Origin of the sequence: Nitrospira sp. (genome assembly GCA_029194675.1) — a bacterium.
GTDB lineage: Bacteria > Nitrospirota > Nitrospiria > Nitrospirales > Nitrospiraceae > Nitrospira_D.
Window position 1 is genome coordinate 227,098 of record JARFXP010000002.1, and the last position, 22,299, is coordinate 249,396.

The following is a 22,299-nucleotide window of genomic DNA, read 5'->3' on the forward strand; positions in this document are numbered from 1 at the left end:
TCTTGAGATGGTCGCCGAGGGCTGAGGATTCCGTTCTGTTGTGTTCACTGAACGGTGATGACGCATCCACTGCCACAAAGGGTGTTGGTCGAACAGCGGGATCGGCTGATCCGGCAACTGAGAGCTCTGCTTCGGAACAGGCCGGAGATTCTCTTCTCCTTGTTGCACGGGTCGTTTCTTGCGGGCGGCCTGTTCCGGGATGTGGACCTTGCTCTGTACCTTGAGCCAGGGGCAATCCAGCGGGAGGCATTTCGTGGCTATCAGCTGGAACAAGGGGTCCGATGGAGCGAAGCCCTCGACCTGCCCGTCGATGTTCGCCTCCTCAACGATGCGCCGGTGAGCTTTCGATACCATGCCTTGAGAGGATCTGTCTTGTTCGTGCAGGAGAAAGAATTTCTCGACGAATTTCGTGCCGGAACGTGGGACGAGTACTGTGACTTTGCGCCCTTTGCCAAACGGTATCTCCGGGAGGTGATGGGTGAGTGAGCTCAATTCGGACCGCCTCCGGGAACCCTCGGGGCACCCTCGAAATGCCTGTTGCCAACTGCCAAATGCCCCCGGGTCTCTCCATAGCGATCAGTTTGTTTCTACTGCAGTGAAATTGAAAAAGCCTCGGTTCACGGTGCCCTTCAAGAAGTCGTTGATATGGCGGCGGGTTGGTTCAACCCCCTCAACCATGACTTCTCAACGACATCGGCTCATGCTAGTCTGAAAGCCATGAAGACAATCCCCTCAGGCTTGTTGGAGAAAGTCGTGGAACGGCTGAAAGCCGAGTTTCAACCGGATGAGATTTATCTGTTCGGCTCACATGCTTGGGGCGTGCCCAGTGACGACAGTGACGTGGACTTGATGGTCATTGTCCGCGACAGCGCTGAAAAGGCCATCCGACGGATGCAACGGGCGCACCGCTGTTTGAGCGGGTTGGGTTTTCCCAAGGACGTGCTCGTTCCCACGCGCGCTCAAGTTGACCGCTACAAACACTTGCGGGCTTCCTTGTTTCACCAAGTGCTCGCCAAGGGTCGCAAACTCTATGGATGAGGCCGCGTGCGAACTGGTGCGCGACTGGCTGATCCGTGCCTGCCACGATTTGCAGGCTGCGCGCACGTTGGCGGCAGGGAAAGAACCGCTGCTCGACACGGCAATCTATCACTGCCAGCAGGGGGCGGAGAAGGCGATCAAAGGATGGCTGCAATCGTAAGATAAGCCCTTTCCCAAGACGCACGACATTGAAGATTTGGTCGCCCAAGCGGCGAAGTTGCATGGCGATTTTAAGCAGTTTGCGAAGGTGGCGGCGGTCTTGACGCCGTACGTCTCGGCCTTCCGGTACCCCGGCGGTGGTTCGGGTGAACCAATGCCGTCGCCCGAGGAATTCGACGAAGCCTTGCAACACGCCAAAACCATTTACGATTTCGTGTTGAGTCTGCTCCCGACGGAAGCGCGACCATGAAACGTGTACCGATACGCACAATGACCGAGATAACTGCGGGCTTCACGAGATACGCGGTCGATGCTGTTTCGTCACGAACTGTCATGAATAATGGGCTAACGAACTGGAGAAGGAGTGGTTGTGGATCTGGATGCTGAAGGTCATGTCATTGGGATCGAAGCGCTGGATGCAAGTTCCCGCATCGGCATTCAGGACCTTGTCACTGTCACCATAGAGAATCTCCCTCTTGAGATGGTCGCCGAGGGCTGAGGATTCCCTTCTGCTTTCGTAAGTGGTCGTCTCGTCGACGTCTACCGAGACGAGATTGACCAAGAGCCCTTGTTTGGGTTCTCACCACGGCAACCCCCTGTCCTCCAGTCAGGCCAGAAATGAATGGTTGCCGGTTTCCGACACAACCGATCATCGCCTGGGTCGGCTTCTGGTGGTTCCAAAAGACTCGCAAAGGAGTTGTTGATGTCTTCTGAGGGTCTCGCGAAAGAATCCCCTATTCCCTCGCCACTTTCCTCCGCTCTGGCGGAAGAGAGCCGGTCTGAGGAGGTTCAATCTTCTTCTCCTCATCAACCTGCACAGGTGGCCGACGACGTCGCCATTCGGGTGCAAAACCTCAGCAAGTGCTATCACATCTACGACAAGCCGCATGATCGATTGAAGCAATCAATCTATCCATATTTGCAGCGACTGGCCGGGAAACAGCCCAAGCAATATTTTCGCGAATTCTGGGCGCTGAAAAATGTGTCATTTGAAATCAAGAAGGGTGAGACCGTCGGCATCATCGGGCGCAACGGCTCAGGGAAATCCACCTTGCTGCAACTCATCTGCGGTACGCTTAGCGCGACCAGCGGCACGATCGAAACAGAAGGCCGCATTGCGGCTCTATTGGAACTCGGCTCAGGCTTTAATCCGGAATTTACCGGACGAGAGAACGTCTACATGAATGCGGCGGTGCTTGGTCTGAGCAAGAAAGAAACCGATGCGCGGTTCGACCAGATCGCAGCCTTTGCGGACATTGGCGAATTCATAGAGCAACCGGTGAAGACCTATTCCAGCGGCATGTTTGTGCGGCTGGCTTTTTCTGTTCAAGTCAGTATTGATCCTGAAATTCTGGTGGTTGACGAAGCCTTGGCGGTGGGAGATGCATACTTTGTGCATCGCTGCATGCTAAGGCTTCACGAACTGAAAGCCCAAGGAGTAACGATCATATTTGTGTCGCATGCATCACAGACGGTTGCGCAGCTATGTGATCGTGCGATCTGGATCGGGGAAGGGCAGATACGACGGGATGGGCCAGCTCCATCCGTAGTAGAGGAGTATCTGAATTCCATTTTTGGCCTGCATGGCGCCGCATCGGTAGCTCGGGTGAAGGCTGCTGCAAATGATGAAGAAAAGAGGATGGCGACGTTCGAAACGTCAATGCCCAACATAGACAAGCGAATAGGATCGCAAGAAGTTGGCGTAATTGGTATTGGCATATATGATCTAGCAGGTAGGCGAGTCGTATGTGTTAATCATGGCAGTAGCGTGGTTCTCAGAATTACGGTTAAAAACAATTCGTGTAGCTATCCAGATCGCTTGGTAGTGGGATATATATTTCGGAATTCACGAGGTGAGAATATAGCTAGCACAAATACCCTTATCGAAGATGCAGCTGTTCCGCCTGTTGCCATAGGCGCAATGTACACCGTTTCGATTCGGATTTGCCTTCCTCTTCTGTGTCCTGACAACTATGCGTTCAGCCCTTCGGTTGGATATGTAAACCTTCTGGGCGAACCGGTGGTGACTGACAGGGTGGAAAACGCCATTTTACTAAAAATAACTGCAATAAAAATTGTTCCTGCAATCATGCGGTTTGCGTCCTCGTTTGTTTCCGACGAGGCACAAGGATGAAATATATTATTTTGCATCATCATTTCTTTAAAAATGCTGGTTCTACCCTGATCGATATACTAAAACGGGAGTTCGGTGAGGGCTTCGAGGAATATCATCCCTCAGCTGAGAGCGAGGGCTATTTCTCAGACGAGACGTTAGCTGGTTATCTTCACGGCAAACAGCCGACTGCAATCTCAAGCCATCATTTCATCGGACAAAATTACAATCTAAGCCCTTTTCTGAACAGGCAGTTCAGGTTTTATGACTTCATTCTTGTGCGCCATCCGCTCAAACGATTAGCTTCAATGTATAGCTACTATCAAACGATCGGGCAGAGCAATCACCCTATCGCGCAGGTGGCGCAACGTTCCACCTTGCAAGAGTTTCTCAAATTTCTGATCCGTGAGCACCCGAACCATGTTCTAAGCCCCCAAGTATGTAATCTAGCAGGTGCCCCATTGCCTCCCATGGCGAAGCATCTTGATGAGGCGATTGCCAGGCTCAGAGTTTGTGCAGTCTCTAGCACTGTTGAAGACTTTAAGGCGGCGATGATCGCTGCCGAGTATTTTCTTAAGCCGGTGTTTCGAAACCTGCGCTTGCATTATGCGACAGAGGTCAATCGTTCGCCAAGGATTGAAGGTTACGATGGTACGTTGTCCTCCTTGGAAGAAGTCCTTGGAAAGACATTGTTTTCGACGCTAGTCGACATGAATGCGTTGGATATCGAGCTGTGCAAGACGGCAAGTTTTGAACTGGAGAGCCGCACAAAACAAATTCCTCATTATCTTGAATTAGCAAATGACTTCGAGTCGCGTTGTGGGGCGTCACCTATCACAGTCTCCTAAACCTCTACTGCTGGCTGTCAACACCTATGCGAGACATGGTTATTCACCATCTATCTTCAAGAATACAGGCAGTTCAGCTGGCTATTCACTGAGCAATTCGTTTCATAAGACATGGTATATGCTTAAGGTAGAGTTCTCATGGTTATCTCTGCCCAATAGCGCAGTTACGGCATTTCGCGATGCTCATCCTGACTGTGTAGCGATACCCTCACAGCAAGCGCGAATTATTCGAGACGAGCCATCTGGGAAATATAGATTCTTCCCTATTATCTTCATTCGGCATCCCATTGACAGGGTAGGTTCATGTTATGCCTACGAATGATCCACGAACACCGCCTACCACACATCTATAACCTCCCCAAAAGGGTTGGCTTATGATGTTGAGTACTCCAAAGACAAGTTTGAAAAGCTCGGGGAAGCTTTTGCCCAAAAAGAAGGACTGCTAATCATGTGCAACCACTGGTGCATAGAGGTGGCGAATAGCCTATTGGACAAGATTCCAGTGGGTGCGCGGATATTGGAGGTGGGGTCGCGAAATGTTAATGGCTCAGTACGCGCAGTACTTGAGAGTCGCGCAGCAGAATATCTTGGGGTTGACTTATTTGAGGGCTCCGGTGTCGATATCGTGCTGCATGTGGCGCATTTGCGAGATCAGTTCGGCGATGAGAAGTTTGATGTAGTTATTTCTACAGAAATGTTGGAGCATTGCAGCAATTGGCAGGAAGCTCTTTATCAAATGAGCAGCGTGTTGCGTCAAGGAGGGTTGTTGATCATCACCACACGCTCTCCTGGATTTGAACTGCATGATTACCCTGCCGATTACTGGAGATTCTCACGTGGGGACTTCGCAGAGATATTCAACCCTATAGGAGAGCTTCTTCTGCTACGAGATGATATGACGCTAGGCTGGCCATGTGGTGTTGGTATAGCAGTAAGAAAAACAGCCGACCATGCCAAGCTTATGGACTGGTACAAAAACATAATGCGGCGGGCAGTCCATTCAATGGCGACTGAGACGGGTGGAAAAGGGGGTCTGGTCGAAAGATCTGCGTCAATGATCTTTGATCAATATAGTCGTTATAAAGCTTGTTCAGATTTGCTTCGCCAGGCCGGTGTCAAAGCGGGCAGCACGATCCTCGATATAGGAAGTGGACCGGAATGTCTGTTCGGACGATTCTTACCGGACATGACGGTCAGTTTTGTTGATCCTCTGATCCTCCCAGAATCGGGAGAGCAGCGTATTACTGGCAGTGTATTCGCAGACGAATTGAACGGACGGACATTTGACTGCGTAACGGCGGTGGATGTGCTCGAACATGTACAGCCGGAACATCGCCGTCCTTTTCTTGAGCGCGTATCTTCTTTGGGGAGGAATAGCCTCCTTCTTGGTTTTCCGACGTCGGATTCGTCCGAAGGGTACGAGACAGACCGGACGATTGATGAACAATATAGGAGAGTCACGGGGCTCAGGTACTCATGGCTGAGGGAGCACTATGCGTATGGCCTGCCATCTCTGAGCGCCACCGTAGAGCAGCTACAGGGTCTGGGGTGGCATTGCCAGACTGTGGGGCATGGACATGCCCCTTGGCTGCGTGAGTTGTTGGCCTTTGTCATTTGCACATGGGACGACCCGAACTGGAAAGACCTCGTGCTGCGGGTTAGCGAGCGATTCAACAGGGAGTTCTATCCGTATGATTTCCTTCCGCCATATTATCGGCAATTCGTGATCGCCAGCCGAGTCCCGTTGGCGTCGATTATGCCACTGATACCAGAAGATGCCGGGCTAGCCGAAGGCCGATTCCGTACGATGATGGACGAAGTGCGTGAGAGATATTTCGTGGAAAGTTTGCGACTATTGTCTGCGGCCGAAGCGCGGCGGGCTGCGGAAGTGGCCGAGCGAGATAGGCAAATCGTCGAGCGGGATAGGCAAATCGTCGAGCGGGATAGGCAAGTCGTCGAGCGGGATGGACAAATTCGGTTGATAGTGAATAGCTGGTCGTGGAAGTTGACGCGTCCGTTGCGCTTTGTTTCAAGGTTGGTTCGCGACGGGTTAACCAGTGACGATCGTCAGCGATTAGCACAAGAATTACGGAAGTCTTATCATCGGTTACCGTTGCCTGTCCCGGTGAAAAGATTTGCCAGCTTTGCCTGTCACGAGGTGTTGGGAAAAATTATACGGCGGTTCCGACAGAGCGTTGCTCGTACAGCTTCATTTTGTGTGCCCACCATCAAGCCGGCTGCTAGGCAAGAGGGCTTGCCTGACTATATCATCTGGGGTGTTATTGACTGGCATTTTCGCCATCAGCGGCCTCAGCAGCTGGCAAAGGCAGTGGCTGGTACGAGACGCCGCGTTTTCTATGTCTCGCCTAATCTGGTTGACGATGATCGAGTTGGCTTTGATGCTGAGGCGTTGGATTCGTCAGGTTTGCTGTTTCAGATTAAGTTGTTTGCAAAAGGAGCCCCACAGATTTATTCGAAAGCGCCCACTCTGCCTCTTGTAAGTCGGTTGAGGACGAGCATTGGTGAAGTTCTGGAATGGGCGGATTGTGGGCGGCTTGTTTCAATGGTGCAACATCCGTTCTGGGGTGATGTGGCCTCCGTACTGCCTAATAGAGAACTTGTTTATGATTGTATGGACCACCATCAGGGTTTCGGAGGCATGAGTGAAGATTTGACTCAGCTAGAAAAAAGGCTGTTGACAAGTTCCGATCTGACAATTACGACCTCTGCGTGGTTGGATCATTCCGTTGCTAAGCATGCGCAGTATCATGCGTTGATTCGCAACGCAACAGACTACGAATTATTCGCACAGGTGCCGGAGAGTATCTATTGCGACCCTCAAGGTCGTCGGATTATCGGGTATTACGGTGCAATCGCGGAATGGTTTGATCTTGATCTGGTTGAGGCTGTGGCTAAGCGGCATCGTGAGTGCTCCGTCATGATAATCGGCGCCGACACAGTCAATGCCGATTCCAGGCTTGGGAAACTGCCGAATGTCACTTTCATCGGTGAAGTGCCATATCCCAAACTTCCGCATTACCTGCATAGCTTCGATGTTTGCCTATTACCCTTCAAAGTAGTTCCGCTCACCTTGGCGACCAATCCAGTCAAAATATATGAATACTTGAGTGCGGGTAAGCCTGTGGTTGCAGTCAATTTGCCGGAAATGGCCCAGTTTGATGGGTTGGTCTATGTTGCCACTGATCACACTCAATTTCTCGACTCTGTTGATGCGCTTCTATCGGCGCCAGAGTCAAGAAACTTGGTTCAGCGCCGCCAGGACTTTGCGCGGGGACAAACATGGAGGCATCGTGCCGAGGCGCTTATCCAGCAGACGGAATCTTCCGATCGTGCAGCCAGAGTCAGCGTCATTGTCGTTACCTACAACAACCTTGAATTGACCCGCGCTTGTTTGGCAAGCATCGATGAGCATAGCCAGTATGAAAATCTGGAAATAATCATTGTCGATAATGCTTCCAGCGATGGGTCAATAGAGTTTCTCAAAAACTGGTCTTCGGTGAATGGAAATCGCAGGTTGATTCTAAATGATAATAACCGGGGGTTTGCAGCAGCCAATAACCAGGGCCTGAACATTGCCACGGGCGATTTCCTCGTCATGCTCAATAATGATACTTATGTAACTCCGGGATGGGTGCGGTCTCTGGTCAATCATCTGAATCGGGATACAACCATTGGCCTGATTGGGCCCGTCACCAACAACATCGGTAATGAGGCCAAGATCGATATTCCCTACGCGGACATGAGCGAAATGCTTGTCAAGTCCGCCGCGTATACTCGCCGACATGCCGGACAACTGTATCCGTTGCGTACGGTCGCATTTTTCTGCGTGATGATGAAGAGGGAGACCTTTGAGCGCGTAGGGCAGTTAGACGAAGCCTTTGGCCGCGGATGGTTTGAAGACGATGACTATTGTCGGCGTGTAGAACGGGTAGGTCTGCGCGTGGTGTGTGCTGAAGACGTATTCGTTCATCACCACCTGTCCGCATCGTTCAACAAGCTCAAGCAGCAAGACCGGCAAGAGCTGTTTGAAGAAAATAAGAAAATTTACGAGGCCAAGTGGGGCGCATGGATTCCACACGGCCATCGGCAAAATCGTCAGCTGGCGATATCCGATCCTATCGTGCCGGAAATGTATGCCGACTGGGGCTACATGAGCGGTTACTGTAACGTCTGTGGTAAGTTAAGCCGATTTTTTTACAAAAAAGTCGAGCTTTGGCGAGAGTCTCTCAATTGCGAACATTGCCATACGACTAGCCGTTACCGATCAATCGCTCAAGGTATTTTACGTGCGATCAGTGAATTGACGGGTAATGAGGCATTGTCTTTGGCAACACTGCCGTGTGCCAGCACAAAGAAACTCCACGTTTATGACACACAACCCCCCTTCTATGTGCGGGGCTGCGCCTATCCTCTCCCTGATCTCCTGAAGGCAACAGGGTGGATAGAAGTCGAGTTGTCCCAATACAAGCCCAATAAACCAATGGGGAAGATGCTTGCCGGAGGAGTAACCAATCAAAATCTTGAGTGTCTAACCTTTTCCGATGAGTTGCTGGATCTCGTGATCACCAGCGACGTAATGGAACATGTGCGGCTGGATGACCGGGCGCATCGAGAGATTTATCGGGTGTTAAAACCAGGGGGCATCTATATTTTTACTGTGCCTCATGACCGCTCGTTGGAGCGGACCATGATCAGGGTTCAAGTCGATGACCCGGATGATTCTACGAAGGACGTGCACTTGCTTGAACCGGAGTATCACGGCGACACAAATTCTGATGTAGGTGCAGGTGTGCTTTCCTACCGTGTTTATGGCCGAGATCTTGAAACCTATTTAGCCAAGTTGGGGTTTGAAGTTGAGTATTCCCGCAATGGTATTGCCAATTGCGGGATTTTAAACGCCGAATTGTATTACTGCAGGAAGAAGCCTCTTCTTGCAGAAGGGAATGCGCTATAGTGAGAAAATCGGCACCTTGCATCTACACTGATGCCCACGAGTTGATGACGTTCTCTTGCTTGAAAACGACTTAATGTAAGTTTTGCTTCTCCAGATGTTCGTCGCATCGACTCAAACTGTGCGCTGAGCCGCAGGCATGAGTGCTGCGACGAGCCGCCATGGTGATTGGTCCACCACCGCTTTTGCTTCACTGGCAAAGCCGACTTTTTTATTCACGCTCTGTTCTGTCGATCAATCAAAAAACGCCAATGTGAAGGGAATTACCCTTGCGGTGAGCTGATGGGGGGTGCGTTGATGAGTAAGAAGAAAATCTATTGTATTGTCGGCACTCGCCCCGAAGCCATCAAAATGGCTCCGGTTATCTTGGCGCTAAAGAAAGAACCATGGGCAGATGTCCGTGTTCTGGCGACTGCGCAACATCGTGAGATCCTCGATCAGGTGCTGGGACTTTTTGATATCAAACCCGACATCGACCTCAATCTTATGCAGAAAGAGCAAACGTTGCCGGAGTTGACGGCCCGTTTGATGACGACGCTGGACCTGACGCTCTCCGGTGAGACTCCCGATGCCGTGCTTGCACAGGGGGACACGACGACCGTCATGGTCGCAGCGCTTGCGGCATTCTATCGCCGCATTCCATTTGGTCATGTCGAGGCCGGCCTGCGTACCGGCGACATGGCCTATCCATTTCCAGAGGAGATGAATCGCGTGGTCACCGGGCGTCTTGCTTGTTGGCATTTTGCTCCAACAGAGTCCGCAAGAGCAAACTTGCTTGCGGAAGGTGTGGGTGCCGATAGAATTCTTGTTACTGGGAACACGGTCATTGATGCGCTGCTCGATGTGTCAAAACGCTGTGACGACTTCGCTCCGAAGATTTCACCGGGTAACCGGCTGGTGCTGCTGACAGCTCACCGACGAGAAAATTTCGGAGCGCCTTTTCTCGAAATATGTCGCGCCATCAAGTACCTGGCGGACACCCGCAGAGATGTTGAATTCTTGTATCCGATTCACCCGAACCCAAATGTGCGTGATGTTGCCATCAAGACCCTTGGGCATCATCCGCGTATCCGGCTCTGTGATCCGCTCGAGTACGTGCCTTTCGTAGCGGCAATGAAAGCCGCTCATTTCGTCCTTTCAGACTCTGGTGGTGTTCAAGAGGAAGCACCTGCCTTAGGAAAACCTGTCCTTGTTCTTCGACAAGAAACGGAACGACCTGAAGCGGTGAGAGAAGGTGTTGTGAAGCTTGTGGGGCCAAACTGCGATGCTATCGTTCACGAGTCAGTACGGTTGCTCGATGATGAGAAGGCGTATTACTCCATGGCTCGGGGCATTTCGCCATACGGAGATGGTAACGCTTCCACGAGAATCGCGGCCGCTTTGCATCGTTATCTTCTCGATAATGCCTGAAGTGCGAAATTTGCCAGGGATTCTAAAACTCTTCGGTCTTCTTCTTTCTAGGCCGTTACTTACACTACGTCTAGCTAAGCCTAGAAGGATTAGGAACGCCATTCGCTCATTTCTTTCGAACAGGGGTAACCGTGGTCAGCTTTATGATCGCTATGTTGAAATTTATGGCATGTCCGACAGCGGTATCCAGATACAGGAGCCAGTTGGTGGCGGCAGAGAGAAGAGGGGCAAGGGAACCGTTTTAATATTCCCCATTATCGACTGGGAGTATCGTTACCAGCGACCACAGCATTTGGCGACGAATCTAGCCAAACTAGGGCATAGAATTTTCTATTTGTCCACGAGCCCGCTCCTTGATGTGGGGAAGGATCCATATCGCATCACGAGACACCCTTGTGAAAACGTTTATGTTTGTCGACTCCGTGGAGCAGGTGCGGATATTGAGGATCTTCTCCGCGACAAAATGGGTCCACATACAGTGGACGCATATGCCAATTCGCTTTCCCATTTCCTGAAAGATCTAGGTATAGAGTTTCCGGTCGTCGTGCTTCATCATCCGTATTGGCTCCCCCTGGTTAGGAGGATTCAGGGGGGAAGGATCGGATATGACTGTATGGATTTTCATCGAGGTTTCTTGGGGGAAACCGAAATGGACGAGTCCGAGCGAATATTGCTGAGAACGGCGGACTTTGTTGTTGCAAGCTCGAGTTATTTGCAACAGAAAATCGGTGCAATGCGCCGCAATGTTTCCCTGATCCGGAACGGCTGCGAGTACGGCGCGTTTTCCGCTATAGGAGCGCAACCTAAAGCGCATATTCCCGTGGCAGGATATGTAGGAGCGGTAGAGGAGTGGTTTGACATGGATCTTCTTGTGGGTATCGCGAGGAAACTGCCTGGCTGGAGATTCGTTATTATTGGCTCAACTCTAGGTTGCAACATCGATAGTGCAAGGCGCATGCGAAACATCGAGTTTGTCGGGGAGGTGCCATATGAACGAGTGCCAGCGCAGCTCTCACGTTTTGACGTGTGCATGATTCCATTTAAGATTACTGAGTTGATAAAGGCGACTAATCCTGTGAAGGTGTATGAGTATTTGGCTGCTGGTCGCCCCGTTGTAGCTACGCCCATTCCGGAATTGATGGTTTTGGGGGACAAAGTCGCTATTGCATCGACGACTGATGAATTTGCTACAAAGCTCCAAGAGGGTTTGCATGTGTGTTCGGAGATTACAGATAAGTGGCGCCATTGGGCTGCTACCCAAGATTGGTCTGTAAGGGCACGAGAGTTTGAAAATGTTATGAAGGGTGAAATCGGAAGGTAAATGGAAAGGCAGGTTTCCCAAGAGGGTAGCGGGATGCCAACCCCACAGATTGCCACTCTTAGCGCCTCTTGCTCCGCTGGAGAACAAGTGCGTGGTCGAAAGTGTGTAACCGTCATCATTGTCAACTGGAATAGCGGGACGCTGCTTGCTAAGTGCATGGAGTTTATCAGAAAACAGACAATGCGGCCTGATCACATCGTCATAGTAGATAATGCCAGCATGGATGATTCTGTAGCGGCTCTAAAAACGTATGATAGGGTGACCGTACGTGTGTCGAATGTTAATCTGGGTTTTGCCGCAGGCAATAACCTCGCATTGGCTGAGTGCGACACGGAGTTCGTCGCATTGCTCAATCCTGACGCTTTTCCTAAGGAGGATTGGCTGGAACGTTTGGTGGCCAGCGCCGACACCCATTCACACATAGCCATGTTTGGATCCAGGCAGCTGTGCCAAGACAGGCCGGCTGTGTTGGATGGGATTGGGGACCTGTATCACTGGAGCGGGTTGGTGTTGCGTAACAGGCATAGCGTGCGGCAATGTGAAGCCGACTTAGTTTCTCGAGAAATATTCTCGCCCTGTGCGGCGGCGGGTTTGTATCGGCGGCAAGCATTGGTGGATGCTGGTGGGTTCGATGAGGATTATTTTTGCTATGTGGAGGATGTGGATCTGGGATTTCGCTTACGCTTGGCGGGGCACAAGGCTATGTATGTGCCGGACGCGGTGGTTCATCATGTTGGATCGGCGACTACTGGCGGACAGCACAGTGATTTTTCCGTGTACCACGGCCACCGTAATCTGGTGTGGACTTTTGTGAAGGATATGCCAGGGATCTTATTCTGGCTGTTGCTGCCGCTGCATGTAGCGATGAATCTGGCAAGCATCCTCTGGTTTGCGATGAAGGGACGCGGCGGTGTGATCTTGCGGGCCAAGCGCGATGCGCTGCTGGGGTTGCCGAAGATGTGGCGCAAGCGGCGGGCGATCCAATCGACCCGCATCGCTACAGTGCGTGAGATTTGGCGGGTGATGGACAAGCATGTCCTTCCAGCAAGGTGAGGCTATCCCGGATTAGTGCTGCTCTCGAAAATGGTATTTTAGAAGAGCAGGATTCCTCCGAGCGCCCCCTGTCTTGTGCAGTTTGTGCGGCAATCTACTGATTGACTTGTGCGGTAGGCCTGGCCTAAGTTTAAAGCTCAGCCAAAGCCTAGCGAAATTTCGCTAAGGAATACAAATGCTGAGCACGACGAGCTCCGACCAACAATTCGCCTCAGTACCACGTTGCTCAGGCAATCTTGAGGCATGTTCGACCTCCGATGCAGTATCGCTGATTATCGTGAATTATAACGCAGGCGATCTTCTTGAGGTCTGCGTCTCGTCCGCCGCACATCAGGTGGACGAAGTGATCGTGGTCGACAACGCTTCCACCGATGGAAGCCTGGAAAAAGTTGAGGCCGTATTTCCATGTGATGGGAAGTTGAAGGTTGTTCGTAATCGAGAGAATCTTGGGTTTGCAGCAGGCTGCAATATCGGAGTCGATCATTCCGCGGGTAGTTGTCTGTTATTTCTTAATCCTGATTGTGTCCTGCAGCCGGATTCTGTAAAGCGTCTGTCCCAGAGGCTGAAGGATTACCCTGAAGTTGGAATGGTGGGTGGTTTGTTGGTGAATCCCGATGGGACAGAACAAGCGGGAGGGCGGCGGGCTGTTCCAACGCCATGGCGGTCTTTTGTGCGGGCATTTGGTTTGTCCCGATTTTCAGATCGATGGCCGCGCCTGTTTTTTGATTTTCACTTACACAAGCAGCCGTTGCCGTCTCACCCCATCGAGGTCGAGGCAATTTCAGGTGCGTGCATGCTGGTCCGCCGTGCTGCGATGCAAGCCGTCGGGCATTGGGACGAAGGCTATTTTTTGCATTGTGAGGATCTGGATTTTTCCATGACCTTGCGAGGCAAGGGCTGGAAAATCATGTTTGCGCCCGATGCCAGGATCGTTCATGCCAAAGGAGGCTGCAGCCACTCTCGTCCAATATTCGTCGAATGGCATAAGCACCGTGGGATGATGCGATTTTATCGAAAGTTTTTCCAGCATCAGTACCCAGGCCCCGTGATGTGGCTGGTGGGACTTGGTATCTGGCTGCGATTCGGCTTGGTCGTCTCCTACCTTTCTGCGTTGCTGATTCTTCGTCGGCTCGGGATTCAGCGTGGATGAATGGGTGCATACCGGCTTGCTCGGGGCAAACAGTCTGGTCGGCAACTGCGTGATCCCGCGACTGAGTAAAGATGGACGGCACACGGTTGCATTTTCCAGGCACCCACCTGATCGCAGAGCTGAAGCGGGAGTGACGTGGCTGCGGCTTTCCGCGCCTCTGCTGTCTTGCCCCGAAGTTTCCTCGATCAAACATTGGTTGTGCGTGGCTCCTATCTGGGTCTTGCCTCAGTATTTTGGAATGATCGGAGCCTTTGGTGCACGCCGAGTGGTGGTGCTGTCTTCCACCAGTCTTTTTGTCAAGGGTGATTCGTCGGATCACGGTGAGCAGGATAGTGCATGCCGTTTGGCCGATGGAGAGCGGGCCCTCCGTGCCTGGGCAGAGGCACAGGGGGTTGAGTGGGTTATCTTGCGTCCCACCTTGATCTATGGATGCGGACGAGATAAGAATCTCTCCGAAATTGTCCGCTTTGTACGGCGATGGGGCTTTTTCCCCCTGATGGGACAGGCAGAGGGCCTGCGTCAGCCTGTGCATGCGGAGGATGTTGCAACAGCATGTGTGTCGGCACTGACTATGCCGGCTGCAGCAAACCGGACATACAACCTCTCAGGCGGGGAGACGTTGCCTTACCGGGAGATGGTGTGCCGCGTCTTTGCCTCGGTCGGCAAGTTGCCACGTCTGGTGACAATACAACGGTGGTTGTTCCGGTTAGGAGTGACAGCATTGCATCTGTTGCCACGGTACCGGCACTGGACCGTGGAGATGGCCGAACGCATGAACCGCGACCTGGTGTTTGACCATACCGATGCAGCACGGGACCTTGGCTTTTCACCAAGGCCCTTTCGGCTTTCGCCTGAGGACTTGCCGACATGAATATTCCGCTTGTGGTTGTGATGGAAATGGTTTCAAGGTTTGAGACCAACGTCTACGGACGACTCTTGTACCACTGTTGATCGGTGGGGCATGTTTTTGTCTTGCAAAGGCATACCCGTCGGGTATCATAGGTTTCGCCGGAGTTAGTCTAGGTCAACCCCTTGGTATCGGCGAACAAACCAGCAAAACGAAGTTCTGTAAGCAGGAGGCTATCCCTCACAGTCCTGAAAGGGATCCGCCTGTTTGCTACTGATGTGGACGGCGTCCTGACCGATGCCGGCATGTATTATTCCGAGTCGGGCGATGAATGGAAAAAGTTCAATACCCGCGACGGGATGGGTATCAAACTGCTCCAGAAGGCCGGCCTCATCACGGCGATCGTGACGCAGGAACGAACCAGGTTGGTCGCTCGCCGGGCGGAGAAACTCGCGATCCCAGAGCTTCATCAAGGGGTATTCGACAAGTTATCGGTGATCAGAGACATGGCCATACGGCATGGGATCTCACTAAATGAAGTTGCCTATGTCGGCGACGACATCAACGATATGGAGGCCTTGCAGGCAGTAGGATTCTCAGCGGCTCCGGCGGATAGTTTTCCGCAAGTGTTGAAGATCGTCAACTATGTATGCCGGCAAAAGGGTGGCGAAGGGGCTGTCAGAGAGCTCGCCGAAATAATACTGTTGTCTCGCAACGAGGCAAAGATCATCAAACAGCGACGTTGAGGAGAAGTGATGGCGCGCAAATCCATACTGTATCCGGTGATCATGGCGGGAGGGAGCGGGACCAGGTTTTGGCCGTTGAGCCGCCATCTGTTCCCGAAGCAACTCTTGCGGATCAGCGGGGAGTACACGCTCATTCAACAGACCATGCGGCGGGTCATAGGCTGTGCGCCGGCCGCCAACGTACTGATCTCGACAAATGCGGCGCAAGCCGACCTCATCCGTGCGCAATTGGCAGACTGGAAAGAGGACCTCACGAATGGATTCCTTCTCGAGCCGGAAGGGCGTAACACGGCGCCCGCCATTGCATTGGCGGCGCTCGAGGTGCTGACACGTGATCCTGACGGCTTCATGTTGGTGGTTCCCGCCGATCATGTGGTGACAGGGCAACGCGACTTTGAGACTGCGGTACGATTGGCTTCGCAATTGGCTGCGGAGGGCTACTTGGTCACGTTCGGGATTAAGCCGACCAGACCGGAGACTGGTTATGGTTATATCAGATCGAAGGGTAACGCGCTCCTGGGTAAACAGGGAAAGTTGCGAGGGTATCTCGTTCAACAATTCGTGGAGAAGCCCAACGCCGCGAAGGCGACCCGGTATGTGAGGGGAGGCGGCTATTTTTGGAACAGCGGCATGTTTGTCTGGCGTGCCGCAACGATCTTGGAGGAAATCGGCCTTCACCAGCCGGCGATCATGGCTGCAATGGAACGGATCAGGCAGCTTAGAATCGACGGTGCGCCAAAGCAGTCGATCGACGATATCTATCGCCGGATCGTGTCGGTCTCTATCGATACCGGTGTGATGGAACGGTCGTCGAAGACCGCCGTGGTGCCGGTGACGTTTCAGTGGTCTGATGTCGGGAGTTGGGGCAGCTTGGATGAAGTGGCGGAGAAAGATAGAGCCGGCAATGTGGTCACCGGACGGGTGATCGACCTGGAGAGCGAACACTCGATTGTCTATGCGGATCGGCGTGTCATCGCGACGATCGGGCTACAAAATATGGTGGTGGTGGACACTCCGGATGCAACGCTGGTGTGTCCGAAATCTCGAGCGCAGGATGTGAAAAAGATCGTTGACATCCTGAAACAGCAGCAGGCGCCCGAACATTTGGAACACCTGACAGTTCAGCGGCCTTGGGGGTCGTACACCGTGTTGGAAGAGGGGCCGGGATTCAAAGTGAAACGTGTCACGGTGAACCCGGGCGGTCGACTCTCCCTCCAGATGCATCATCAGCGTAGCGAACATTGGGTGGTGATCAGCGGCACCGCACGGGTCACGAGAGATCAGGAAGTCTTCGATTTGCACGTCGGCGAAAGTACGGCCGTTCCGGTGAAAACCAAGCATCGATTGGAGAACCCTGGACAGGAGACGGTGCATATTATCGAGGTACAGAACGGGCCCTATCTTGGTGAAGATGATATTGTGCGGTTCAAGGACGATTACGGCCGGATAGCCGATGGTTGATCCAGGGTGAAGCGGGCGAGGTTTGGCAGAGTGTCTCGTCGGGTCCGTGAGGGCTCGGCTCGCTGAAGGAGGGTCTGTGGGGTTGTTTCGAGAATATGATCTCAGAGGAATTGTCGGTACCGAATTGACCGAGGATCTGGCAGAACGTTTGGGTCGAGCCTATTCCACGTATGTGAGTGTGCGTGGAGTGACCACGATCAGCGTGGGGCGGGATGGTCGGCTGAGCTCCCCGGCCCTCCACAAGGCGCTTCTGAAGGGGTTGCTCGCCGGTGGGCTCGATGTCATCGACATCGGAATTTGTCCCTCCCCGTTGGTGTACTTCTCATTGTTCACCCTGCCGGTCGGCGGCGGCATCATGATTACCGGGAGCCACAACGCGGCAGAATATAACGGGTTCAAGATCTGTGTCGGAAGAACCGCCATCCATGGAGAAGAAATTCAGGAACTTCGAAGAGTGATGGAAAAAGGTGCATTCGTGTCGGGGAAGGGGCGTCTCTCCGAGCATCCGATCATTCCTGACTATATGGCTTACATTCACCAACACTTCTCTCATGTCCAAGCGAACCGGCTGCATGTCGTGATCGATAGCGGGAACGGGGCGGCCTCCCTTGTCGCCAAAGAAGCACTTGAGTTGCTGGGATGTAAGGTAACAGGGCTCTATTGCGATCTGGACGGACGCTTTCCCAATCACCATCCTGACCCCACGGTCCTCGATAACCTCTCCGACCTCATGCAGGCGGTGAAGGAGCATGGGGCCGATGTGGGAATCGGGTATGATGGGGATGCGGACCGAATTGGGGCTGTCGACGAGCAGGGCAATGTTCTGTGGGGGGACCGCCTCCTGGTTCTCTACGCGAGAGATATCCTGACTGTGAAACCGGGCAGCACCATCATCTCGGAAGTCAAGGCATCGCAGAGTCTCTACGATGACATTGTCAAGCGCGGCGGACGCGCCATCATGTGGAAGACCGGCCATTCGCTGATGAAGGCGAAAATGAAAGAAGAGGCGGCGGTATTGGCCGGTGAAATGTCCGGGCACATGTTTTTTGCCGATCGGTATTTCGGGTATGACGATGCAGTCTATGCGTCGTGCCGGCTCATAGAAATTTTGGCGAAAGCCGGACAGCCGCTTTCCGCCTTAGTGTCGGATCTGCCTCGGTCGGTCGTCACACCAGAGATACGAGTGGATCTTCCTGATACCGTCAAGTTCGATGTCGTTGAGCAGATTCGCCAGAGATTCACCGAGTATTTGAAGACCAGGCAAGGCCTCGGGCCGAAGAAACTGGCGCTCAAAAACCTGATCACGATCGACGGCGTCCGTGCGATATTCGACGACGGGTGGGGGCTGATCAGGGCTTCCAATACCCAACCAGCCTTAGTACTGAGATTTGAAGCCACCTCTTCCGCACAACTCAACATCATTCAGGCGCTCATAGAAAATGAACTCGCGATGGCGAAACGAGCGCTCGGGTGCTAGGATTGTCACCTTTCCGGCTTGCCCACATTCGTGTTCCTATCAGCATCTGCCATCCTGCCGTCGTTTCAGCTCTGGTACTCCTTGTCGGTTCAATTGATGCAGAAGCGTTGGGCGAAACGACAAGGCCGTTCCAGATCGGAGAACGACTGACGTACGAGGTCTCTTGGCTCAATTTGGCGGCTGTGATCGCCGTGATGGAGGTGGCTCCGACGGAAGGCACGAGGGGTGAAGCAGGTGCCAGGTTGGTTGGGACGGCGCAATCAACACCGACCATTACCAAGTTCTTCCCAGTAGATAACCGCGTTGAATCTGAACTGGATCTCAAGACGCTCGCTCCCGACCATATGACGTTCCGTCGGCGCGAAGGCAAAAAGAAGGAAGACATCGAGTACCTGTTCCATCAAAAGGAGGGCATGGTCACGACCGTCGGAGAAGGAACGGCGGAGTCGCTCGCCATTCCAGCCGGGACCCAGGATATCATTTCATGCTTGTACTATGCGCGTACGCGGTTGTCGCCGAATCCAGGCGCCTCGTTGAAAATGAACGTGTATCATGACAAGAAAAATCGTCCGGTCGAGGTTCGTGTTGAGGCTGTCGAGACCATTGAAGGAGCCTGGGGAAAGACGGAGACCCTGCGGGTGCTTGTGGTTATGCCGTTCCATGGGCTGTTTATGAATCAGGGCAACATCCGTGTTTGGGTCACGAATGATGAACGGAGGACTCCTGTTCGAATGAAAGCGAAGGTCGTGCTTGGATCGATCGTGGCCAATCTGATCGATGGCCTCGAGAATCGGGACACAATGCAAGGGTCCTGACATAGGTTGTTGTTCGCACAGGTCAAACCCGCTATACTGGGCGCTAGCATGAGAGAGTTTCCCCTTACTTTAAGCCGCTTTATCATTCAGAGTCAGGCTTCGCATCCCAGCGCGACAGGGGAATTTTCGAACCTCTTGACCCAGATCGGTCTTGTCGGCAAGCTCATTTCGCAGGATCTTCGTCGAGCCGGACTGATCAACATTCTTGGTGCGACCGACGACACGAATGTGCAGGGAGAAACGGTCAAGAAGCTGGACGCCATCGCCAACGACGACTTCGTCAAAGTCTTTCAACACAGCGGGTATGTCTGCGCCTTGGCCTCGGAAGAAATGGAAAAACCGATCTCGATCCCGGACAATTGGCCGCACGGCAAGTACATGTTGCTGTTCGATCCGCTCGATGGCTCCTCGAACACGGACAACAATATGCCGCTCGGGGCCATTTTCTCCGTCCTGAAGTACGACCGGGACGATCGGTTGCCTACCGAGGGGGAGTTGATGCGTCGGGGGACCGAACAAATCGCGGCCGGGTATCTCCTGTACGGATCCAGTACCATGCTGGTGTATACCGTGGGGAAAGGTGTGTATGGATTCACGCTCGAACCCGGCATCGGAGAATATCTCCTGTCGCACGAAAGGATCAGGATTCCGGAAAAGGGCAAGGTCTACGCTGTCAACGAAGGGAACTGCCACAAGTGGTCGGAGGGAACCAAGAAGTATGTGGATTCACTCAAAGTCAGCGACAAGGCGACAGGCCGTCCGTACAGCAGCCGGTATTCGGGTTGTCTGGTGGCCGACGTGCACCGCCTGTTGCTCGGCGGAGGAATTTATCTCTATCCGGGTGAAGTCGACAAACCGGAGGGGAAACTCAGGCTGCTCTACGAGGCCAATCCGTTGGCGTTTGTCGTCGAGCAGGCCGGCGGAAAAGCCTCAACGGGGACATCGAGAGTGTTGGAAGTGGAGCCCAAGAAATTGCACCAGCGCGTGCCGCTGATCATCGGAAGCCGACAAGATGTCGAGCAAGCTGAAGCGTACATTCAGGGGAAAGACTAGATGCTTAGTTATGTGGTACTGTGATGTTGTTGAGAGGGAATTGTAGGAGACCTGGTTCAAGAATTTCTGAGTTGGTGTTGCAGCAACAATGCCGGGACTGAAACCAACATTGCGCGTGTCCTACGGTCTGAAACATTGGCCGGTGCCGGCAAGTTGGTCATTTTATTAGCGGCGAGATTCGGTGAGCCTCGCCCCGCCTTGATAAGAGTGCATCGACACCATGAATCAAATAGATTTTGACCGCAAACCACCTCAGAGAACCAGAAGTTGGCTGTTTGCCGCAACCTTGTTGACGGCTGGGATCATCATTGGGTTTGTGATTGCATCGGACCTTGGCTGGTTACCTACCGGGCATGCGGTCCCTGATTCTTCTTCCGTTGCTCAGCCTGTTCCGCCCCCTCCCGTCGTCAGACCCGTCTCGACCGCTCCACAACCTGCGTTGGCCGGGAGTAGTCAAACATTCGTGGAAATAGCAAAATCAGTCAAACCGGCAGTGGTGAATATCTACGCGACCAAAAGCGGACGTGGTGAAGGCTCCGGCACCGCACCGTTCGATGACCCATTGTTTAGAAAGTTTTTCGGCGACGAGTTTTTCCGGAAGTTTGAACACCCGAAAGAACGAAAAGAGCGAGGACTTGGGTCCGGCGTGATCGTCGAATCAAACGGACTCATCATCACCAACAATCATGTCGTCGGCAAGGCGGATGAAATTCGCGTCACCTTGTCAGACAAGCGCGAATTCAAAGCGAAGCTGATCGGCACCGATCCGAAGACTGACGTGGCCGTCGTGAAGATCGACGCGACGGGGCTTCCGACCGTAGCCTGGGCCGATTCAGACAAACTGGAGGTCGGAGAGTTTGTTCTGGCCGTCGGGAATCCATTCGGACTAACCCAAACCGTCACCTTGGGGATCGTCAGTGCCCTAGGGCGAGCCGCAGGTATTGCTGAATACGAAGATTTCATCCAGACGGATGCGGCCATCAACCCGGGCAACTCCGGTGGTCCCTTGGTCAATGTGCGGGGCGAATTGGTAGGGATGAATACCGCTATATTCAGCCAGAGCGGCGGAAACATGGGGATCGGTTTTGCCGTGCCGAGCAATATGGCTATGTCCATTATGAACCAGCTCGTACAAACGGGAAAAGTCGTCCGTGGCTGGCTTGGGGTATCTATTCAGGAGTTGACGCCGGAACTGGCATCCCAATTTGGCATCACGGAGACGAAGGGTGTGCTCGTGAGCGATGTCATGGACGACAGCCCGGCGAAAAAAGCCGGATTCGAACGAGCCGACGTCATCGTCGAGTATGACGGCAAACCCATGGATTCACCGACTCACCTGCGTAATGCCGTGGCTCAAACGCCGGCTGGGAAAAAAGTCACCATCAAGTTCATTCGCGATAAAAAACCGAAAACAGTCGACCTCATCATCGCCGAACAGCCCAAGTCTATGTCGCAAAGCGGCGAGGACGATGGAGGGGAATCGACCACGCCGACGGGTGTGCTCTCCAGCCTTGATGTCCGAGACTTGACCCAAGAGTTGGCGAGTCGGTACGGGCTGAAGTCGAGTGAGCGGGGCGTGGTGATCGTTCGGGTCAAGCCCGGGAGTACGGCCGAGGAATTGGGAGTTCGCGAAGGCGATATCGTCCTGGAGGTGAATCGCCAAGCTGTGTCGTCGGTGAAGGTTTTTGAGCGAATCGCCGGCAAGTTGCCCAAGGACCAACCGGTCTTGCTTTTGTTGAAACGGCAGGGACGGACGATCTACCTGACGCTTCGTCCATGAGGACCTGCCGAAGTGGTTAGGTACCGGATTGTGGTGCCGAGGTTGCATAAAGGCCC

The 22,299-nt window shown here is 53.1% G+C and carries 17 protein-coding genes and 2 pseudogenes; all 19 read left to right on the top strand.

Going from position 1 to position 22,299, the window contains the following annotated elements; genetic code table 11:
* The first annotated feature begins 57 nt into the window (after positions 1–57).
* Positions 58–486 carry a hypothetical protein gene (locus P0120_10095; GenBank protein ID MDF0674669.1) on the top strand — a complete coding sequence of 143 codons (429 nt, stop codon included), beginning with the start codon at positions 58–60 and terminating at the stop codon, positions 484–486.
* 159 nt (positions 487–645) lie between these two features.
* Entirely contained in the window at positions 646–1,038 is a 393-nt protein-coding gene (locus P0120_10100; protein ID MDF0674670.1) for a nucleotidyltransferase domain-containing protein, read from the top strand.
* Positions 1,031–1,447: pseudogene (locus P0120_10105) on the top strand (HEPN domain-containing protein). Before P0120_10100 ends, P0120_10105 begins: the two are co-directional and overlap by 8 nt.
* Before the next feature lie 113 nt (positions 1,448–1,560).
* Positions 1,561–1,696 (top strand): annotated as a pseudogene (locus P0120_10110) (DUF2283 domain-containing protein).
* Between the two features lie 204 nt (positions 1,697–1,900).
* On the top strand, positions 1,901–3,331 hold the full coding sequence (locus P0120_10115; GenBank protein ID MDF0674671.1) for an ABC transporter ATP-binding protein: 1,431 nt from the start codon (positions 1,901–1,903) through the stop codon (positions 3,329–3,331).
* Positions 3,328–4,158: a sulfotransferase family 2 domain-containing protein gene (locus P0120_10120; protein ID MDF0674672.1), complete on the top strand. Its 831-nt coding sequence runs from the start codon at positions 3,328–3,330 to the stop codon at positions 4,156–4,158. The genes P0120_10115 and P0120_10120 overlap by 4 nt, the downstream gene beginning before the upstream one ends.
* Positions 4,159–4,525: 367 nt before the next feature.
* Positions 4,526–9,133: a glycosyltransferase gene (locus P0120_10125; protein MDF0674673.1), complete on the top strand. Its 4,608-nt coding sequence runs from the start codon at positions 4,526–4,528 to the stop codon at positions 9,131–9,133.
* A 136-nt stretch (positions 9,134–9,269) separates the two neighbouring features.
* Positions 9,270–9,413 carry a hypothetical protein gene (locus P0120_10130; GenBank protein MDF0674674.1) on the top strand — a complete coding sequence of 48 codons (144 nt, stop codon included), beginning with the start codon at positions 9,270–9,272 and terminating at the stop codon, positions 9,411–9,413.
* Positions 9,414–9,427: 14 nt separating this feature from the next.
* Positions 9,428–10,540, top strand: a complete 1,113-nt coding sequence (gene wecB, locus P0120_10135; GenBank protein ID MDF0674675.1) for a UDP-N-acetylglucosamine 2-epimerase (non-hydrolyzing) — start codon at positions 9,428–9,430, stop codon at positions 10,538–10,540.
* 169 nt (positions 10,541–10,709) lie between these two features.
* Positions 10,710–11,861, top strand: coding sequence for a glycosyltransferase (locus P0120_10140; GenBank protein MDF0674676.1), 1,152 nt, complete (start codon positions 10,710–10,712; stop codon positions 11,859–11,861).
* 33 nt (positions 11,862–11,894) lie between these two features.
* On the top strand, positions 11,895–12,914 hold the full coding sequence (locus P0120_10145; GenBank protein MDF0674677.1) for a glycosyltransferase family 2 protein: 1,020 nt from the start codon (positions 11,895–11,897) through the stop codon (positions 12,912–12,914).
* A gap of 175 nt (positions 12,915–13,089) precedes the next feature.
* Positions 13,090–14,064 carry a glycosyltransferase family 2 protein gene (locus P0120_10150; GenBank protein ID MDF0674678.1) on the top strand — a complete coding sequence of 325 codons (975 nt, stop codon included), beginning with the start codon at positions 13,090–13,092 and terminating at the stop codon, positions 14,062–14,064.
* Positions 14,057–14,935, top strand: coding sequence for an NAD-dependent epimerase/dehydratase family protein (locus P0120_10155; protein ID MDF0674679.1), 879 nt, complete (start codon positions 14,057–14,059; stop codon positions 14,933–14,935). The genes P0120_10150 and P0120_10155 overlap by 8 nt, the downstream gene beginning before the upstream one ends.
* Before the next feature lie 239 nt (positions 14,936–15,174).
* Positions 15,175–15,657: an HAD-IIIA family hydrolase gene (locus P0120_10160; GenBank protein ID MDF0674680.1), complete on the top strand. Its 483-nt coding sequence runs from the start codon at positions 15,175–15,177 to the stop codon at positions 15,655–15,657.
* A 9-nt stretch (positions 15,658–15,666) separates the two neighbouring features.
* The gene (locus tag P0120_10165; GenBank protein ID MDF0674681.1) at positions 15,667–17,118 is read left to right on the top strand and encodes a mannose-1-phosphate guanylyltransferase/mannose-6-phosphate isomerase; all 1,452 of its coding nucleotides are present in this window, start codon (positions 15,667–15,669) and stop codon (positions 17,116–17,118) included.
* A 76-nt stretch (positions 17,119–17,194) separates the two neighbouring features.
* Positions 17,195–18,595, top strand: a complete 1,401-nt coding sequence (locus P0120_10170) for a phosphomannomutase/phosphoglucomutase (GenBank protein ID MDF0674682.1) — start codon at positions 17,195–17,197, stop codon at positions 18,593–18,595.
* Positions 18,589–19,410: a DUF3108 domain-containing protein gene (locus P0120_10175; GenBank protein MDF0674683.1), complete on the top strand. Its 822-nt coding sequence runs from the start codon at positions 18,589–18,591 to the stop codon at positions 19,408–19,410. The genes P0120_10170 and P0120_10175 overlap by 7 nt, the downstream gene beginning before the upstream one ends.
* A 48-nt stretch (positions 19,411–19,458) precedes the next feature.
* On the top strand, positions 19,459–20,463 hold the full coding sequence (fbp, locus tag P0120_10180; GenBank protein ID MDF0674684.1) for a class 1 fructose-bisphosphatase: 1,005 nt from the start codon (positions 19,459–19,461) through the stop codon (positions 20,461–20,463).
* A 220-nt stretch (positions 20,464–20,683) separates the two neighbouring features.
* Complete coding sequence (locus P0120_10185) at positions 20,684–22,243, top strand: DegQ family serine endoprotease (GenBank protein ID MDF0674685.1); 1,560 nt, start codon at positions 20,684–20,686, stop codon at positions 22,241–22,243.
* The last annotated feature ends 56 nt before the right edge of the window (positions 22,244–22,299 follow it).

What these genes read in the sequence shown, in the direction of transcription:
- P0120_10095 (MDF0674669.1), top strand. Translation starts at nt 58, where the DNA reads ATGACGCATCCACTGCCACAAAGGGTGTTGGTCGAACAGCGGGATCGG.
- P0120_10100 (MDF0674670.1), top strand. Translation starts at nt 646, where the DNA reads ATGGCGGCGGGTTGGTTCAACCCCCTCAACCATGACTTCTCAACGACA.
- P0120_10115 (MDF0674671.1), top strand. Translation starts at nt 1,901, where the DNA reads ATGTCTTCTGAGGGTCTCGCGAAAGAATCCCCTATTCCCTCGCCACTT.
- P0120_10120 (MDF0674672.1), top strand. Translation starts at nt 3,328, where the DNA reads ATGAAATATATTATTTTGCATCATCATTTCTTTAAAAATGCTGGTTCT.
- P0120_10130 (MDF0674674.1), top strand. Translation starts at nt 9,270, where the DNA reads ATGAGTGCTGCGACGAGCCGCCATGGTGATTGGTCCACCACCGCTTTT.
- wecB (MDF0674675.1), top strand. Translation starts at nt 9,428, where the DNA reads ATGAGTAAGAAGAAAATCTATTGTATTGTCGGCACTCGCCCCGAAGCC.
- P0120_10140 (MDF0674676.1), top strand. Translation starts at nt 10,710, where the DNA reads ATGTCCGACAGCGGTATCCAGATACAGGAGCCAGTTGGTGGCGGCAGA.
- P0120_10145 (MDF0674677.1), top strand. Translation starts at nt 11,895, where the DNA reads ATGCCAACCCCACAGATTGCCACTCTTAGCGCCTCTTGCTCCGCTGGA.
- P0120_10150 (MDF0674678.1), top strand. Translation starts at nt 13,090, where the DNA reads ATGCTGAGCACGACGAGCTCCGACCAACAATTCGCCTCAGTACCACGT.
- P0120_10165 (MDF0674681.1), top strand. Translation starts at nt 15,667, where the DNA reads ATGGCGCGCAAATCCATACTGTATCCGGTGATCATGGCGGGAGGGAGC.
- fbp (MDF0674684.1), top strand. Translation starts at nt 19,459, where the DNA reads ATGAGAGAGTTTCCCCTTACTTTAAGCCGCTTTATCATTCAGAGTCAG.
- P0120_10185 (MDF0674685.1), top strand. Translation starts at nt 20,684, where the DNA reads ATGAATCAAATAGATTTTGACCGCAAACCACCTCAGAGAACCAGAAGT.